Raw genomic sequence first — 14,413 nt, forward strand, 5'->3', positions numbered from 1 at the left:
AAGGATAAGGTCTTGTCGTAAAAGTTCTATATGAGTTATAAGTGTGTAATAGAACTTTAACCCAGGAGATTAACTATGCTTATACTAACTCGTAAAATTGGGGAAAGTTTACTAATAGGGGACAATGTTGAGATAACTGTACTCAGTGTTCGAGGTAATCAAGTCAAATTAGGTGTAAATGCACCAAAAGAAATCTCAGTTCACCGTGAGGAGATTTATCATAAAATTAAAGCATTGGCAGATGATACTATTGATGAGAAGCAGGAATAAATATTTCTCCGGTTAGTAGACGAAAAGATTCAAGCTCTGAATATTATTGGCACAAACAGAATTAAATCATTATTGTCTATTTACGTGTTATATAAGTAGATAGAACCATTCCGATAGCGTGACTGTGTTAGTTAGATAGTCTAAGTTACGACAATAAGCGTTTTAATACATGAGGGAAAAACATTAATGCAAGAAAAAAAGATGAACTTCTTGCGTTACTTCGTCAATAATTGGTAAAATTTAGACAGAATTAAGCCGCTTACATAGCATTGTAAGCGGTTTTTTATCAATACGCATAAAGCGTATTATCTGTTGATGCAACGGCATCTATTTATAAGGATTATATAATGAAAGTGATTATTCCTGTAGCGGGTCTAGGTACTCGTATGCTTCCAGCAACTAAGGCGATTCCAAAGGAAATGTTAACGATTGCGGATAAGCCATTAATTCAATATATTGTTAATGAATGTGTAGCTGCAGGCATTAAAGAAATTGTATTAGTAACACATTCTTCAAAAAATGCTATTGAAAACCATTTTGACACTTCTTTTGAGCTTGAAACAATGTTAGAAAAGCGTGTAAAACGCCAATTATTAGATGAGGTACGTTCAATTGTACCAAAAGACGTGACATTAATGCATGTTCGTCAAGGACAAGCAAAAGGTTTAGGTCACGCAGTACTATGTGGTAGAGCGGTGGTTGGTAATGAACCATTTGCCGTTGTACTTCCTGATGTAATTTTAGCAGATTTCACGGCAAATCAAAAAACAGAAAACCTTGCAGCAATGATCAAACGTTTTAATGAAACGAAGCATAGTCAAATTATGGTTGCACCGGTACCAAAAGAAGATGTTAGTAGCTATGGTGTAGCAGATTGTGCAGGTGTAGATATTCCGGCAGGTGCAACAGCGAAAATTGTAAAAATGGTTGAAAAGCCAAGTGTGGAAGAGGCTCCGTCTAACTTAGCGGTTGTGGGGCGTTATGTGTTTTCTGAAAACATTTGGGATCTACTTGAAAAAACACCGGTAGGTGTAGGTGATGAAATTCAATTAACGGATGCAATTGATATGTTAATTGAGCAAGAAACTGTGGAAGCATTCCACATGACAGGTCGTACTTTCGACTGTGGTGACAAGTTAGGCTATATGCAAGCATTTACTGAGTATAGCTTACGTCATGATAAGTTTGGAGATGAGTTTAAGGACTTTATCAAACAATTAGCCAAAACATTATAATTTATAAAAAAGGCGCTTTTGTAGCGCCTTTCCTTTCGTACAAGAAACTTCCTAAATAATTATTTAAATTGTGTTTGTTCTTCAAGATCCTCGATTGCTTTTAAGCACTTCATCTTGCGGTATTCCGTCTCCTGAATTTGTCTTTCGAACAAAACTTTTTCTGCTTCCGAAGCGTTATAACGTTTTTCAACCAACCAACTAATTTTCTCATTTAATGCTCTTAATGCTTTCCGATATTCATTCAAACGACGAGTAGGTGCAAGCGAATGAATATTTTTGGGAAATTGAAATGATGACTGAAAAAGTAGTGTTTCAGTATTGCCGTTCGTTAATTTTAAGATTTTGACAGCTTGCGTTAATGCTTCATATTGATGAAAAAGTTTAGCGGCATACGCATTAGCGTAATCTTCGGAATTCTGTTTGTTTAATTCATTTGCTGTTTGCATTATTTCTTGAACAAAAAAGGATACTTTTTGCTTTTGCGTAGAGAAAATATTCTCAGAAATAATCACTTCATGTTCATCAAAAGGTAAAAATATATCTAATTGTTTTTGTACTAAAGCTGGGAAATATCTAATCATATCGGTGTAATTCAAATGTAACTTATAGCTATTATAAATTGATTTTTAATGATTGTAACCGTTTGCGTTTGTATAAAAACTCCACTAAAGAATAAGATTTTTCTAAATTTGTGAACTTTATCACAAAAAAAATAACTTTTTTTGTAAGTTTAATAAATATCAAAGTTATCTTAAAAAATCATTGCATATCAATATGTTAGATAAAAATTAAATTTGGAGTATTTTATCTTTTTTTACGCAAATTTCATTTTAATTTGTAAATATTTTATGTAACTAATTGTTTTAAAAGGTTTTTTTATATTGGGGTATTTGGAGTATGGCCCTATTGACAGGTTATGTTGATTTTGCCATTATTCGCTCGCAATCACATTTACTGGAGAATATCTCACATAGTAAATGTTAGTTTTGGAAAATTACTCTTACACCTTATCGAGAGTAGTTTTAAATAAACTTAAAATTAAAAATTAAGGTGAACATTATGAAAAAAACTCTAGTTGCATTAGCAGTAACAGCATTCGCGGCATCAGCTTCAGCGGTAACAGTATATGACGCAGAAGGTACTAAAGTACAACTTGACGGTTCTATCCGTTTAGTAATGGAACAAGCAGGTGAAAAAGTTAAAGCTGCTAATGGTGCTAAATTTGGTGAAACCAAATCAAATTTACGTAATGCAGGTAGCCGTATCGGTGTGCGTGTAAACCACGATTTAGGTGATGGTTTCTTCGCATTAGGTCGTGCTGAATTCCGTTTTGACGGTCACAATTCTGGTCGTGACAAATTTGGTGATATCTATGCAAAACGTGCATATGCAGGTTTAGGTAAAAAAGAGTTAGGTGAAGTAACATTTGGTCGCCAATTAACTATTGCAGATGACTACGGTCAAACAGATGATTACGAGTATGGTATTGTGCCTTCATATATTGATACAGCGGGTAATGCTGTAGTACGTTACGATTATAAAGGTATCGAAGGATTACAAATTGGTGCAAACTATAACTTCGCTCAAAATACAAATGATAAAGGTGCAGCATTAACACCAGCAATTAAAAATGGTTTTGGTTTAGGTGCGGTATATGAGACTCAACTAGGTGGTAATACCTTTAATGTTGAAGGTGGTTACGGTCGTACTAATTATGAGACTGGTACTAACTTTAAACACTACAAAGATGGTTATGAGATCGCATTAGGTTATACTTTAGGCGATCTAAAATTAGTAGGTGATTTTGGTTATGGATACCAAAAAGCAGATGAAGCGCGTACCAAATCGTTCTATGTAGCGCCTGGCTTCCAATATCAAGTAATCCCAGCTTCACGTATCTATGGTAACTACTTATATGAACGCGCTGAAACAACATTAGCCGATGAAGATGCAGCGAAAGCTAAGAAACATGGTTTCTTATTAGGTGTTGACTATAAATTACATAAACAAGTTATAGTATTTGTGGAAGGTAAATTAGTCCAAACTAAAGCATATATTGCAGCGAATAAAGGTTACGAGTACCAAGGTAAAACAACTGATAAAGCTATCGGTGTAGGTATGCGTGTTTACTGGTAATATCTTACCAACGCTTACTAAAAAATAAGCTTAAAACCCCAATGGTGAAAACTATTGGGGTTTTGTTTTTTTATACTTAATATGCGGAAATATGGGGGGATGTAAACCAATTAAGAAATTAGTACAAACAAGTTTGTATTTAACATAATCTACATTATGCGAAGTAAAATGATTGTAAGTCATTGATTAATAAGGGTTATTTGCTTTCTGTGTTGCTTACAAGCTCAATTGTTGAGTTTTCATCAAAATTGTACGTAATCCCTTTACGACCACCTTCCATCGCCCATTCACGTGGATAAACCAACACCATTACCAATTTATTCTTAAATTGTTCAATGGTTCGCTTAAGATTGTCATTCACACAACGATCATCTAATTTAACTTCTTGAGTTGATGTATTGTAGCCGCCGTAGCCGTCAGGCTCTTGAAGCTGTAAACCTAAATTGTGCTTATCTTTAACTTCACCGGTTTCACGATTAGTGAATGATGAATTTTTGTATCCTTTGAGAATACCGACGATATAAAAACCTGTACGCATAAAATGCTCCTTTTAAATGCTATTTAACTTTAAACTACCAAAAAACTTAAGCAATCAACCGTAGCTTCGGCATATTGCTTGGATACTGATAAAAATCCGGGGCCTTAAATGGTTTAACGAAGATCTGTTCGCAAGAAATCACTCGGACAGCTTGGAATTTTTCAATATCGCAAGGGTTTGCAATATCTATCCCGATTTTACGTAATCTTGCGCGATGTAATTTAAATTGGGCTTCTTTCAAAAAAAGGTTCTGTCCATTAGCCCATAACATAGCGTAATAAGCAGTCGTATTAGCTTTACGCAAAGTATCGACTATCCCCTCAGAAACAAGCTGTTCCGCTATCGTTTCTAGTTTCACTTCACTGACACTTAATCTTCTATACATATCTAAAAAACCTTTCTGTAATGCTTCTAAACCCGAAAAATCACTCAAACCCCAATAACAAAGCCCTTCACGTTGTAAATAACGAGATTTTAATTTTTGTTCGAATCGGACTACTCCATTCTCCTCGCAATAGTCATAGACCTTTTTGTAATAAGTGAACTCCTTTGAATCGAAACCAAACTTATTTTTAATCTTGTCAAAAGAATGTATTAAAAGCTCTTCGTGTTTGATATAGCAGGATGGGTAAATCAGATTGGCATTACCCTTTGCGCTTAACCAATCGACTGTGCAGCCATTAGTGTGTAATCGACCGATTGAGTTACGGTAACGCATTTGAGAAAGAGCCTTGAGAAATGTACGTTCATTACCTCGACCGACTGAAACATTAGTGGTGATGTCTAAACGCTTGATGATGGCACCGTTTGAAAAAGTTCTTACTTTTTCGCCGTCTTTGCCTTGTCCGTGGAAAATCTCTGTACAACGAGTAAATAATGGAAGTTTAAGAGAGAAAAGAATGTTGTTAAAACAAGAAACACAAGAATCAATATCAGTAAAACCTAATACATTTTCAACTTTATTCCAACGGCTTGGGTTCCCTTCCATTCGAATAACGGAACCGGAAACCTTGATAGAAACCTCATCGCAATAGCTGCCTTTATGACGATATTTTCCGGTTCTTATGCCCTGCTGAACTTCTCCGGTATCAAGATGAATGCCTATCACACCGAAATCAAAAATAGACGCAAGCGTAGATTCGGGAATCTCGAATCCAAAATCTTGTTCTATTGTGAGCCAGTCAATGTGATAATTCATAAAAATCTACCGCATGCAAACATACATTGATAAAAAATATAATATATTTATATACCGCATGCAAGCATATTTACATACAAAAGACATAAAAAACTTATAATGATAGATGAATTTTTATCAATCAAAGAGAATAAAAAATGAGCACAAGAAAAGACACTTCCGTTAGAATTAACGAACAAAGACGTAATAAATTAGAAATGTTAGCAATAGAAATTAGCCATAAAAGTGGACGATTAACAAAAATGAGTGACATAGTAAATCATTTGCTTGATAACTACTTAAATGAAGCAAAGCAAGACCTAATTCACCAGCCTAAAGAAAATAAGAAATGATAAAAAGTGCAAAATCTTGCACTAAAGTTCAACTATAAAAGTATGGAAAACCATACCAAAGTTCGGGTGTTACAGAACTCCCGAACTTCTCCGCTTGCTTTTTAAACACCTATCACCGGTGAAACCTTCTGCCGGAAACCTTGCGATAAGTGCGTATAAACTCGTCTAAATCAATGGGAACATCAGAATGAACCAACTCTTGCAAAAACAACATAAAGTGTTCTAGCTGCTGAAATCGTTTATCAGTTGTAGCTGGAGGCTCGTTCCTATCATAACGAAAACGGACTTCAAGGGAATCGACGGTAAGATAAATACGATGTTCGGTCATTTTTAAGAGCTTGACGGCTTCAAAGAAGTGTTGAGGAGTGATGTGAGAAAGGGTGATATCAGCCATAAATTACCTAATTTAAAGCCTTACATCGCATAACAACAGGTTATGTATAAATTCTCAGGCAGTAAGGGAGATTATCACTGCCCGAGAATTCAACATAACCTGATAAACATTATGCGAAATAAGGCTCTTTAATATTTTGTAAAGATTACTATCGTCTTGGTTTTGCAGGGAGTGCGAATGCTTCGCACATGTTCCGCTGAACCGCAAGCGGTTCGCTTACGTCATGGGATTTTACACGGTAAAATCCCCCGACACCCCCTATTTTTCACAGATAATAAAGCCTAAGTTATTAATTTTTGTTATTTTTGAATCAGAAAAGATCACTTTTGAGTTGATTTTAATATCCGTTTTGAAGAATAGGTCATAGCACATATTGATTTTACGTTCGGCTGTCTGATTAAACTTAACACAGTTAAAGCGGTCTTCGCAGAATGATACACTTAAATCTACCGCATTACGTCTAAATCTCACCCTAAAACCTTGCTCCACAACGTCAAAGCGCTTTGATGTAGATTCCGATACTGGGCTACGAATCGTTTCATCAAATTCAAATCTTGATTCGCTCAACGATTCACAATAATCACCTTCCACGCAAGAAATAAAAGTTCTGGAATAAGTAAAGTTATCTGATTGAGAATTAAAAAAGTCGGCGACATTCTTATTCACGAGTAAGAAATTCATGCCTAGCCCAAGCTTCTTATTTAATGAAAATGGAGCTAATGAGTTAAGTAATTCATCAAAAAAAGAGACCTTCTTATCTATTTCTGTACGTGAATAAATATAAACAACCGGTTTAACAAAAGCGGTATTAAATTTTAAACCTTCTCTGTCACTTTCGATTTTGCCGGCAATTACTCTATAGTCTTTGAAATTATCCGGATTATTATTTACATCGAAATAACTCAGCTCTTTCGGCACTTCATAAGCGGCAGAATATTCTTGATAAGGTTCTTGAATGAATTCCGGCTCTTGTGCAATAGCAGGATTTAACTCTTTTTTCGATAACTCAATCGTTCCATCCTCATTCTTCATACATGTATAACCATTTGATACACACGATTTTAAGAGGTTAGATTCGGTCAATTCTCCTATAAAATAAAAAGGGCTGTCTCCAGAAACATATATGTTTAAATTCTGTGGATACGTCATTTTTAAATCATTAACGTTAGAAATATCTACTTGCTGTTTAGCGTTGGAATTTTTTGATATTACAAACATTAATATTATCAATGTTAGCAATTCTTTCATAGTTGTCCCCTTTTTTAATAATAAAATAGCTAATATCGCCTATCTGATTCATGGAAATTAAACTGACACATTCGGTATTATTTGTACTGGTTTTTGATTTTGGTTTTTCTATATTTTTTTCTGGTTTTTCATATTTATCTAACAAATCATAGAGATAATAGAAAGAGCCAGACAAACAAAAAATAGAAGAAAATAATATCAGTTTAAATTGTGCTGATTTAAAAAAGTTTTGTCTGCTATCAATGATATTTTGTTTCCCATTGACACCATCAAAGCTTTTATAAAGTTGGAATATTTCATCAGAATATTTATTATGGTACTGAGCAATTAATGATGTTTTTGTCGTTTTTACTCCGATAAAAACATCTACCCGATAGCGTTTAGAAAAACCGAGCATGGTCATTTTACGCATCACAAATGTAGATTCGATTCTATCTTTGATAAAACGAGGAATTCCGGTGATTGATTGGTTAATCACGATAAGATCACAACAATCCCCTTTCTCATTTGTAAAATGTCTATGTTCGGCAATAAACGAGCGGTGATTCGGATGAATTTTGTCACTAGGAAAGATTCTCCATACTTCATCTAAACAGATTAAATCTCCTGCCTTGCAAAAGGTGTTCTCTGCCCCTTTAAACGGGAAAAAATCCTCTTTCTGACAATCTGAATCGGTTACTTTACGTAGCTTGCCCAACGATTCACGGGAGATTTTCTTGTCTTTGCTTAAGCAATAATCAATTAGCTTTTCTTCAGAAATACCTTCAATATTTGTGACGATGTTTCGACCTTTTCTGAAATTTTCCAAAATCACCGAAGACACTACTTCATAAGACTTCCCAGAACCGGGAATACCGGTATAAGCAAAAATAGACATAACATTAACCTACGAATGGAATACGACGAATCATAAATCTTGTCATATAAGCACTTAAAATCATTTGAAGACCAACATCAATCTTAAATGCGGATAAGAAAAATAAAGCCTCCGAAGGAATAGAATCAAAATATTGCTGTAATTCTTGCTCAGGAATAAATACTTCAAAAAGTATTGGAATAACTTCAGTAACAACTAAAAATATAATTGCGAATACAACAAATTTAATTACTAGGGATTTAAATATAAATGATAAAATTCCTGAAAAAGATTTTGATAGAAAAGAAATAATTGCGCCCATAAAATACCCTATGCAGATAAAATAACTCGTAAGGAAACAATTCCCCAAATGAATAAAAATATAGAACTTAATAATTCAGCTGAACCTTTAAAAACTTGGCAATGAACATCAACTTTTTCATTAATTACTAAAAATTTAGTGTTGAAATTTATATCTAAAGGAGGGCAGCTTCCACCACTGAAAGATAAATTAGGAATAAATCCTTCTTTACTTTTTTTTAATTCATTAAACGCCTTTTTAATATCAAATTCTTCCAATTCAGGGTAAGTTAGATCTCCATTACCATGTTCTTTATCTCCATCTCCTTCGCTTTTACCGGTACCGAGTCCCTTTCCATTTCCAGTACCCTTATCACTATGTCCGGAACCTCCATGATTACCACCCGAACCACTTGCAGCAGAACCATTACTTCCACCGTTCGGAGATGAACCGGAATTTCCACCGGAACCCCTTAATTCATTGATTCCGTTTCTTGCATCTGTAGCACCTTGACCAGAACTCCCCTTTGGCTCTTGCTTAGAAGAAGCATAATTTTCTAATGTATCTCTATCACAATTTGTTTCATTACATACACCAATGACTGGATTTCCTTCTTCATCTGAACCCTCTTTATTAAATGCACAAACAGAAGAACCATCTTTTGAAATCGCACATCTATCCGTTCCATTTTCAAAGCCTAAGAATTCATCGGATTCCCCTTCTTTCTGTACTTTGCCATTTGCTAGAGTATCGACTAATGATTGTGCTATATCACAATTACCCGCTTTTAAAGCCTTTTTTAAAGCACTAAGTAAAGGCTTTCTATAGTTCTCACCTACAGAGAATCTTATTTGTTGTGCATATTTAAATGCACCGTCAGCAAAAAATTTATCTTTAAAATTCGTTCCATAGTTAAAAACAATGCTGTATTGATCTAACTTAATATCTAAATAATCTCTTTGAGCGTGAGGGTCTCCGTCTTCATTCATTCCAGCCGTAGACATTTTTAAATCACATTTAGACATGTCATAATCATTCGATGAATTCTTTTTAGAATCAATACGATAGACATAACCGACTTTAGACCATTGGGCGATAGCAAAAACATCCATAGAAATAAAAGAGAATAAAAATAATATGCTTAATTTAATCCGGTTATTACAGCCCAAGCGCATACGATACCCCACACGAAAAAAATAAATTGCCACATAATTAATTCCTTATCGTAGATAAAAAAAGAGGAGGTGCGTCCTCATACTTGCGGGCGCCTCCTCCTCCTTTTTTATCTACGTATTAAATACGTTTCATCATACCAAGCACAGAACGTACACCGATGCCGACAGCTAAGAAACCACCGACGGCAACACCAAGAGCAACGATAGCTGTTTTTGCATCAGAAAGATCTACACCTGAAGCAATATCACCAACACCGTTTGCATTTGCTACACCGGCTAACGCTAGAGAACCAACGATCACCGCACCTTTAGCTAATTTACTTTTAAACATATAAAGTCTCCTTTTATAAAATTTTAATAAATACAACAGTTACGCTCTAATTTGTTTTAAAATCAAGCCTACAGTCTTAGCAAAAAACCAGAGCGAAACCGTTGCAGAAAATGAAACAAAGAAAAATCCGGAGTATTCGGAATAGTCTATTGTTTCTTTTGATGAAGGCTCTACCGGAACCTTCAAGATCACTTCCCTACAATTCAAATTATCAGCCTCACAAATTTGAGATTGAAGAGAGATGAAATTCATATAAAATTGCCTCTATTTAACAGAATATTACATTATGCGAAGTAAAATGATTGTAAGTCATTGATTAATAAGGGTTATTTGCTTTCTGTGTTGCTTACAAGCTCAATTGTTGAGTTTTCATCAAAATTGTACGTAATCCCTTTACGACCACCTTCCATCGCCCATTCACGTGGATAAACCAACACCATTACCAATTTATTCTTAAATTGTTCAATGGTTCGCTTAAGATTGTCATTCACACAACGATCATCTAATTTAACTTCTTGAGTTGATGTATTGTAGCCGCCGTAGCCGTCAGGCTCTTGAAGCTGTAAACCTAAATTGTGCTTATCTTTAACTTCACCGGTTTCACGATTAGTGAATGATGAATTTTTGTATCCTTTGAGAATACCGACGATATAAAAACCTGTACGCATAAAATGCTCCTTTTAAATGCTATTTAACTTTAAACTACCAAAAAACTTAAGCAATCAACCGTAGCTTCGGCATATTGCTTGGATACTGATAAAAATCCGGGGCCTTAAATGGTTTAACGAAGATCTGTTCGCAAGAAATCACTCGGACAGCTTGGAATTTTTCAATATCGCAAGGGTTTGCAATATCTATCCCGATTTTACGTAATCTTGCGCGATGTAATTTAAATTGGGCTTCTTTCAAAAAAAGGTTCTGTCCATTAGCCCATAACATAGCGTAATAAGCAGTCGTATTAGCTTTACGCAAAGTATCGACTATCCCCTCAGAAACAAGCTGTTCCGCTATCGTTTCTAGTTTCACTTCACTGACACTTAATCTTCTATACATATCTAAAAAACCTTTCTGTAATGCTTCTAAACCCGAAAAATCACTCAAACCCCAATAACAAAGCCCTTCACGTTGTAAATAACGAGATTTTAATTTTTGTTCGAATCGGACTACTCCATTCTCCTCGCAATAGTCATAGACCTTTTTGTAATAAGTGAACTCCTTTGAATCGAAACCAAACTTATTTTTAATCTTGTCAAAAGAATGTATTAAAAGCTCTTCGTGTTTGATATAGCAGGATGGGTAAATCAGATTGGCATTACCCTTTGCGCTTAACCAATCGACTGTGCAGCCATTAGTGTGTAATCGACCGATTGAGTTACGGTAACGCATTTGAGAAAGAGCCTTGAGAAATGTACGTTCATTACCTCGACCGACTGAAACATTAGTGGTGATGTCTAAACGCTTGATGATGGCACCGTTTGAAAAAGTTCTTACTTTTTCGCCGTCTTTGCCTTGTCCGTGGAAAATCTCTGTACAACGAGTAAATAATGGAAGTTTAAGAGAGAAAAGAATGTTGTTAAAACAAGAAACACAAGAATCAATATCAGTAAAACCTAATACATTTTCAACTTTATTCCAACGGCTTGGGTTCCCTTCCATTCGAATAACGGAACCGGAAACCTTGATAGAAACCTCATCGCAATAGCTGCCTTTATGACGATATTTTCCGGTTCTTATGCCCTGCTGAACTTCTCCGGTATCAAGATGAATGCCTATCACACCGAAATCAAAAATAGACGCAAGCGTAGATTCGGGAATCTCGAATCCAAAATCTTGTTCTATTGTGAGCCAGTCAATGTGATAATTCATAAAAATCTACCGCATGCAAACATACATTGATAAAAAATATAATATATTTATATACCGCATGCAAGCATATTTACATACAAAAGACATAAAAAACTTATAATGATAGATGAATTTTTATCAATCAAAGAGAATAAAAAATGAGCACAAGAAAAGACACTTCCGTTAGAATTAACGAACAAAGACGTAATAAATTAGAAATGTTAGCAATAGAAATTAGCCATAAAAGTGGACGATTAACAAAAATGAGTGACATAGTAAATCATTTGCTTGATAACTACTTAAATGAAGCAAAGCAAGACCTAATTCACCAGCCTAAAGAAAATAAGAAATGATAAAAAGTGCAAAATCTTGCACTAAAGTTCAACTATAAAAGTATGGAAAACCATACCAAAGTTCGGGTGTTACAGAACTCCCGAACTTCTCCGCTTGCTTTTTAAACACCTATCACCGGTGAAACCTTCTGCCGGAAACCTTGCGATAAGTGCGTATAAACTCGTCTAAATCAATGGGAACATCAGAATGAACCAACTCTTGCAAAAACAACATAAAGTGTTCTAGCTGCTGAAATCGTTTATCAGTTGTAGCTGGAGGCTCGTTCCTATCATAACGAAAACGGACTTCAAGGGAATCGACGGTAAGATAAATACGATGTTCGGTCATTTTTAAGAGCTTGACGGCTTCAAAGAAGTGTTGAGGAGTGATGTGAGAAAGGGTGATATCAGCCATAAATTACCTAATTTAAAGCCTTACATCGCATAACAACAGGTTATGTATAAATTCTCAGGCAGTAAGGGAGATTATCACTGCCCGAGAATTCAACATAACCTGATAAACATTATGCGAAGTAAAATGATTGTAAGTCATTGATTAATAAGGGTTATTTGCTTTCTGTGTTGCTTACAAGCTCAATTGTTGAGTTTTCATCAAAATTGTACGTAATCCCTTTACGACCACCTTCCATCGCCCATTCACGTGGATAAACCAACACCATTACCAATTTATTCTTAAATTGTTCAATGGTTCGCTTAAGATTGTCATTCACACAACGATCATCTAATTTAACTTCTTGAGTTGATGTATTGTAGCCGCCGTAGCCGTCAGGCTCTTGAAGCTGTAAACCTAAATTGTGCTTATCTTTAACTTCACCGGTTTCACGATTAGTGAATGATGAATTTTTGTATCCTTTGAGAATACCGACGATATAAAAACCTGTACGCATAAAATGCTCCTTTTAAATGCTATTTAACTTTAAACTACCAAAAAACTTAAGCAATCAACCGTAGCTTCGGCATATTGCTTGGATACTGATAAAAATCCGGGGCCTTAAATGGTTTAACGAAGATCTGTTCGCAAGAAATCACTCGGACAGCTTGGAATTTTTCAATATCGCAAGGGTTTGCAATATCTATCCCGATTTTACGTAATCTTGCGCGATGTAATTTAAATTGGGCTTCTTTCAAAAAAAGGTTCTGTCCATTAGCCCATAACATAGCGTAATAAGCAGTCGTATTAGCTTTACGCAAAGTATCGACTATCCCCTCAGAAACAAGCTGTTCCGCTATCGTTTCTAGTTTCACTTCACTGACACTTAATCTTCTATACATATCTAAAAAACCTTTCTGTAATGCTTCTAAACCCGAAAAATCACTCAAACCCCAATAACAAAGCCCTTCACGTTGTAAATAACGAGATTTTAATTTTTGTTCGAATCGGACTACTCCATTCTCCTCGCAATAGTCATAGACCTTTTTGTAATAAGTGAACTCCTTTGAATCGAAACCAAACTTATTTTTAATCTTGTCAAAAGAATGTATTAAAAGCTCTTCGTGTTTGATATAGCAGGATGGGTAAATCAGATTGGCATTACCCTTTGCGCTTAACCAATCGACTGTGCAGCCATTAGTGTGTAATCGACCGATTGAGTTACGGTAACGCATTTGAGAAAGAGCCTTGAGAAATGTACGTTCATTACCTCGACCGACTGAAACATTAGTGGTGATGTCTAAACGCTTGATGATGGCACCGTTTGAAAAAGTTCTTACTTTTTCGCCGTCTTTGCCTTGTCCGTGGAAAATCTCTGTACAACGAGTAAATAATGGAAGTTTAAGAGAGAAAAGAATGTTGTTAAAACAAGAAACACAAGAATCAATATCAGTAAAACCTAATACATTTTCAACTTTATTCCAACGGCTTGGGTTCCCTTCCATTCGAATAACGGAACCGGAAACCTTGATAGAAACCTCATCGCAATAGCTGCCTTTATGACGATATTTTCCGGTTCTTATGCCCTGCTGAACTTCTCCGGTATCAAGATGAATGCCTATCACACCGAAATCAAAAATAGACGCAAGCGTAGATTCGGGAATCTCGAATCCAAAATCTTGTTCTATTGTGAGCCAGTCAATGTGATAATTCATAAAAATCTACCGCATGCAAACATACATTGATAAAAAATATAATATATTTATATACCGCATGCAAGCATATTTACATACAAAAGACATAAAAAACTTATAATGATAGATGAATTTTT

Annotated in this window: 20 protein-coding genes; 5 read left to right on the plus strand and 15 right to left on the minus strand. The window is 35.2% G+C overall.

The window, feature by feature from the left end; genetic code table 11:
• The first annotated feature begins 75 nt into the window (after positions 1 to 75).
• Entirely contained in the window at positions 76 to 270 is a 195-nt protein-coding gene (csrA, locus tag EL121_RS11355) for a carbon storage regulator CsrA (protein ID WP_039196827.1), read from the plus strand.
• Positions 271 to 617: 347 nt separating this feature from the next.
• Positions 618 to 1,505 (plus strand): UTP--glucose-1-phosphate uridylyltransferase GalU, encoded by an 888-nt coding sequence (gene galU, locus EL121_RS11360; protein ID WP_039196828.1) that lies wholly within the window; start codon positions 618 to 620, stop codon positions 1,503 to 1,505.
• A gap of 59 nt (positions 1,506 to 1,564) precedes the next feature.
• Here the strand turns inward: galU and priC are convergent, their stop codons facing one another.
• Complete coding sequence (gene priC, locus EL121_RS11365) at positions 1,565 to 2,086, minus strand: primosomal replication protein PriC (protein WP_039196829.1); 522 nt, start codon at positions 2,084 to 2,086, stop codon at positions 1,565 to 1,567.
• Between the two features lie 478 nt (positions 2,087 to 2,564).
• Here priC and EL121_RS11370 point away from each other — a divergent pair, with 478 nt between their 5' ends.
• Complete coding sequence (locus tag EL121_RS11370; protein ID WP_039196830.1) at positions 2,565 to 3,641, plus strand: porin; 1,077 nt, start codon at positions 2,565 to 2,567, stop codon at positions 3,639 to 3,641.
• Positions 3,642 to 3,837: 196 nt separating this feature from the next.
• On the opposite strand, the gene EL121_RS11375 is transcribed toward EL121_RS11370, so the two are convergent.
• Together EL121_RS11375 and EL121_RS11380 are read right to left on the minus strand one after the other, a co-directional pair.
• The gene (locus EL121_RS11375; RefSeq protein WP_039196841.1) at positions 3,838 to 4,179 is read right to left on the minus strand and encodes a DNA-binding protein; all 342 of its coding nucleotides are present in this window, start codon (positions 4,177 to 4,179) and stop codon (positions 3,838 to 3,840) included.
• 46 nt (positions 4,180 to 4,225) lie between these two features.
• Positions 4,226 to 5,377 carry a phage/plasmid replication domain-containing protein gene (locus EL121_RS11380; protein ID WP_039196846.1) on the minus strand — a complete coding sequence of 384 codons (1,152 nt, stop codon included), beginning with the start codon at positions 5,375 to 5,377 and terminating at the stop codon, positions 4,226 to 4,228.
• Positions 5,378 to 5,514: 137 nt separating this feature from the next.
• On the opposite strand from EL121_RS11380, the gene EL121_RS11385 reads away from it, so the two are divergent.
• Entirely contained in the window at positions 5,515 to 5,709 is a 195-nt protein-coding gene (locus EL121_RS11385) for a hypothetical protein (RefSeq protein WP_039196847.1), read from the plus strand.
• 112 nt (positions 5,710 to 5,821) lie between these two features.
• Here the strand turns inward: EL121_RS11385 and EL121_RS11390 are convergent, their stop codons facing one another.
• The 9 genes from EL121_RS11390 to EL121_RS11430 form a co-directional block, all read right to left on the minus strand.
• Positions 5,822 to 6,103: a hypothetical protein gene (locus tag EL121_RS11390; protein WP_039196843.1), complete on the minus strand. Its 282-nt coding sequence runs from the start codon at positions 6,101 to 6,103 to the stop codon at positions 5,822 to 5,824.
• Between the two features lie 258 nt (positions 6,104 to 6,361).
• Positions 6,362 to 7,135 carry a hypothetical protein gene (locus EL121_RS11395; protein WP_039196831.1) on the minus strand — a complete coding sequence of 258 codons (774 nt, stop codon included), beginning with the start codon at positions 7,133 to 7,135 and terminating at the stop codon, positions 6,362 to 6,364.
• A 154-nt stretch (positions 7,136 to 7,289) separates the two neighbouring features.
• Complete coding sequence (locus EL121_RS11400; RefSeq protein ID WP_052190381.1) at positions 7,290 to 8,228, minus strand: zonular occludens toxin domain-containing protein; 939 nt, start codon at positions 8,226 to 8,228, stop codon at positions 7,290 to 7,292.
• Between the two features lie 4 nt (positions 8,229 to 8,232).
• Positions 8,233 to 8,529 (minus strand): DUF2523 family protein, encoded by a 297-nt coding sequence (locus tag EL121_RS11405; protein WP_039196833.1) that lies wholly within the window; start codon positions 8,527 to 8,529, stop codon positions 8,233 to 8,235.
• Between the two features lie 8 nt (positions 8,530 to 8,537).
• Positions 8,538 to 9,716: a hypothetical protein gene (locus EL121_RS11410; protein ID WP_129545047.1), complete on the minus strand. Its 1,179-nt coding sequence runs from the start codon at positions 9,714 to 9,716 to the stop codon at positions 8,538 to 8,540.
• Positions 9,717 to 9,801: 85 nt separating this feature from the next.
• A complete protein-coding gene (locus EL121_RS11415) occupies positions 9,802 to 10,014 on the minus strand; it encodes a hypothetical protein (protein ID WP_039196844.1) in 213 nt (70 codons plus the stop codon).
• A 39-nt stretch (positions 10,015 to 10,053) separates the two neighbouring features.
• Positions 10,054 to 10,266: a hypothetical protein gene (locus EL121_RS11420; protein ID WP_081978355.1), complete on the minus strand. Its 213-nt coding sequence runs from the start codon at positions 10,264 to 10,266 to the stop codon at positions 10,054 to 10,056.
• A 74-nt stretch (positions 10,267 to 10,340) separates the two neighbouring features.
• The gene (locus EL121_RS11425) at positions 10,341 to 10,682 is read right to left on the minus strand and encodes a DNA-binding protein (RefSeq protein WP_039196841.1); all 342 of its coding nucleotides are present in this window, start codon (positions 10,680 to 10,682) and stop codon (positions 10,341 to 10,343) included.
• A 46-nt stretch (positions 10,683 to 10,728) separates the two neighbouring features.
• Positions 10,729 to 11,880 (minus strand): phage/plasmid replication domain-containing protein, encoded by a 1,152-nt coding sequence (locus EL121_RS11430; RefSeq protein ID WP_039196846.1) that lies wholly within the window; start codon positions 11,878 to 11,880, stop codon positions 10,729 to 10,731.
• A 137-nt stretch (positions 11,881 to 12,017) separates the two neighbouring features.
• Between EL121_RS11430 and EL121_RS11435 the strand changes: the two genes are divergently transcribed.
• On the plus strand, positions 12,018 to 12,212 hold the full coding sequence (locus EL121_RS11435; protein ID WP_039196847.1) for a hypothetical protein: 195 nt from the start codon (positions 12,018 to 12,020) through the stop codon (positions 12,210 to 12,212).
• A 112-nt stretch (positions 12,213 to 12,324) separates the two neighbouring features.
• On the opposite strand, the gene EL121_RS11440 is transcribed toward EL121_RS11435, so the two are convergent.
• From EL121_RS11440 to EL121_RS11450, 3 genes are all read right to left on the minus strand, one after another.
• Positions 12,325 to 12,606 carry a hypothetical protein gene (locus EL121_RS11440; protein ID WP_039196843.1) on the minus strand — a complete coding sequence of 94 codons (282 nt, stop codon included), beginning with the start codon at positions 12,604 to 12,606 and terminating at the stop codon, positions 12,325 to 12,327.
• 151 nt (positions 12,607 to 12,757) lie between these two features.
• Positions 12,758 to 13,099: a DNA-binding protein gene (locus EL121_RS11445; protein WP_039196841.1), complete on the minus strand. Its 342-nt coding sequence runs from the start codon at positions 13,097 to 13,099 to the stop codon at positions 12,758 to 12,760.
• A 46-nt stretch (positions 13,100 to 13,145) separates the two neighbouring features.
• Positions 13,146 to 14,297 carry a phage/plasmid replication domain-containing protein gene (locus tag EL121_RS11450; RefSeq protein WP_039196846.1) on the minus strand — a complete coding sequence of 384 codons (1,152 nt, stop codon included), beginning with the start codon at positions 14,295 to 14,297 and terminating at the stop codon, positions 13,146 to 13,148.
• Between the last annotated feature and the right edge of the window lie 116 nt (positions 14,298 to 14,413).

This window comes from Actinobacillus equuli (assembly GCF_900636745.1).
GTDB lineage: Bacteria > Pseudomonadota > Gammaproteobacteria > Enterobacterales > Pasteurellaceae > Actinobacillus > Actinobacillus equuli.

What these genes read in the sequence shown, in the direction of transcription:
- csrA (WP_039196827.1), top strand. Translation starts at nt 76, where the DNA reads ATGCTTATACTAACTCGTAAAATTGGGGAAAGTTTACTAATAGGGGAC.
- galU (WP_039196828.1), top strand. Translation starts at nt 618, where the DNA reads ATGAAAGTGATTATTCCTGTAGCGGGTCTAGGTACTCGTATGCTTCCA.
- priC (WP_039196829.1), bottom strand. Translation starts at nt 2,086, where the DNA reads ATGATTAGATATTTCCCAGCTTTAGTACAAAAACAATTAGATATATTT.
- EL121_RS11370 (WP_039196830.1), top strand. Translation starts at nt 2,565, where the DNA reads ATGAAAAAAACTCTAGTTGCATTAGCAGTAACAGCATTCGCGGCATCA.
- EL121_RS11375 (WP_039196841.1), bottom strand. Translation starts at nt 4,179, where the DNA reads ATGCGTACAGGTTTTTATATCGTCGGTATTCTCAAAGGATACAAAAAT.
- EL121_RS11380 (WP_039196846.1), bottom strand. Translation starts at nt 5,377, where the DNA reads ATGAATTATCACATTGACTGGCTCACAATAGAACAAGATTTTGGATTC.
- EL121_RS11385 (WP_039196847.1), top strand. Translation starts at nt 5,515, where the DNA reads ATGAGCACAAGAAAAGACACTTCCGTTAGAATTAACGAACAAAGACGT.
- EL121_RS11390 (WP_039196843.1), bottom strand. Translation starts at nt 6,103, where the DNA reads ATGGCTGATATCACCCTTTCTCACATCACTCCTCAACACTTCTTTGAA.
- EL121_RS11395 (WP_039196831.1), bottom strand. Translation starts at nt 7,135, where the DNA reads ATGAAGAATGAGGATGGAACGATTGAGTTATCGAAAAAAGAGTTAAAT.
- EL121_RS11400 (WP_052190381.1), bottom strand. Translation starts at nt 8,228, where the DNA reads ATGTCTATTTTTGCTTATACCGGTATTCCCGGTTCTGGGAAGTCTTAT.
- EL121_RS11405 (WP_039196833.1), bottom strand. Translation starts at nt 8,529, where the DNA reads ATGGGCGCAATTATTTCTTTTCTATCAAAATCTTTTTCAGGAATTTTA.
- EL121_RS11415 (WP_039196844.1), bottom strand. Translation starts at nt 10,014, where the DNA reads ATGTTTAAAAGTAAATTAGCTAAAGGTGCGGTGATCGTTGGTTCTCTA.
- EL121_RS11420 (WP_081978355.1), bottom strand. Translation starts at nt 10,266, where the DNA reads ATGAATTTCATCTCTCTTCAATCTCAAATTTGTGAGGCTGATAATTTG.
- EL121_RS11425 (WP_039196841.1), bottom strand. Translation starts at nt 10,682, where the DNA reads ATGCGTACAGGTTTTTATATCGTCGGTATTCTCAAAGGATACAAAAAT.
- EL121_RS11430 (WP_039196846.1), bottom strand. Translation starts at nt 11,880, where the DNA reads ATGAATTATCACATTGACTGGCTCACAATAGAACAAGATTTTGGATTC.
- EL121_RS11435 (WP_039196847.1), top strand. Translation starts at nt 12,018, where the DNA reads ATGAGCACAAGAAAAGACACTTCCGTTAGAATTAACGAACAAAGACGT.
- EL121_RS11440 (WP_039196843.1), bottom strand. Translation starts at nt 12,606, where the DNA reads ATGGCTGATATCACCCTTTCTCACATCACTCCTCAACACTTCTTTGAA.
- EL121_RS11445 (WP_039196841.1), bottom strand. Translation starts at nt 13,099, where the DNA reads ATGCGTACAGGTTTTTATATCGTCGGTATTCTCAAAGGATACAAAAAT.
- EL121_RS11450 (WP_039196846.1), bottom strand. Translation starts at nt 14,297, where the DNA reads ATGAATTATCACATTGACTGGCTCACAATAGAACAAGATTTTGGATTC.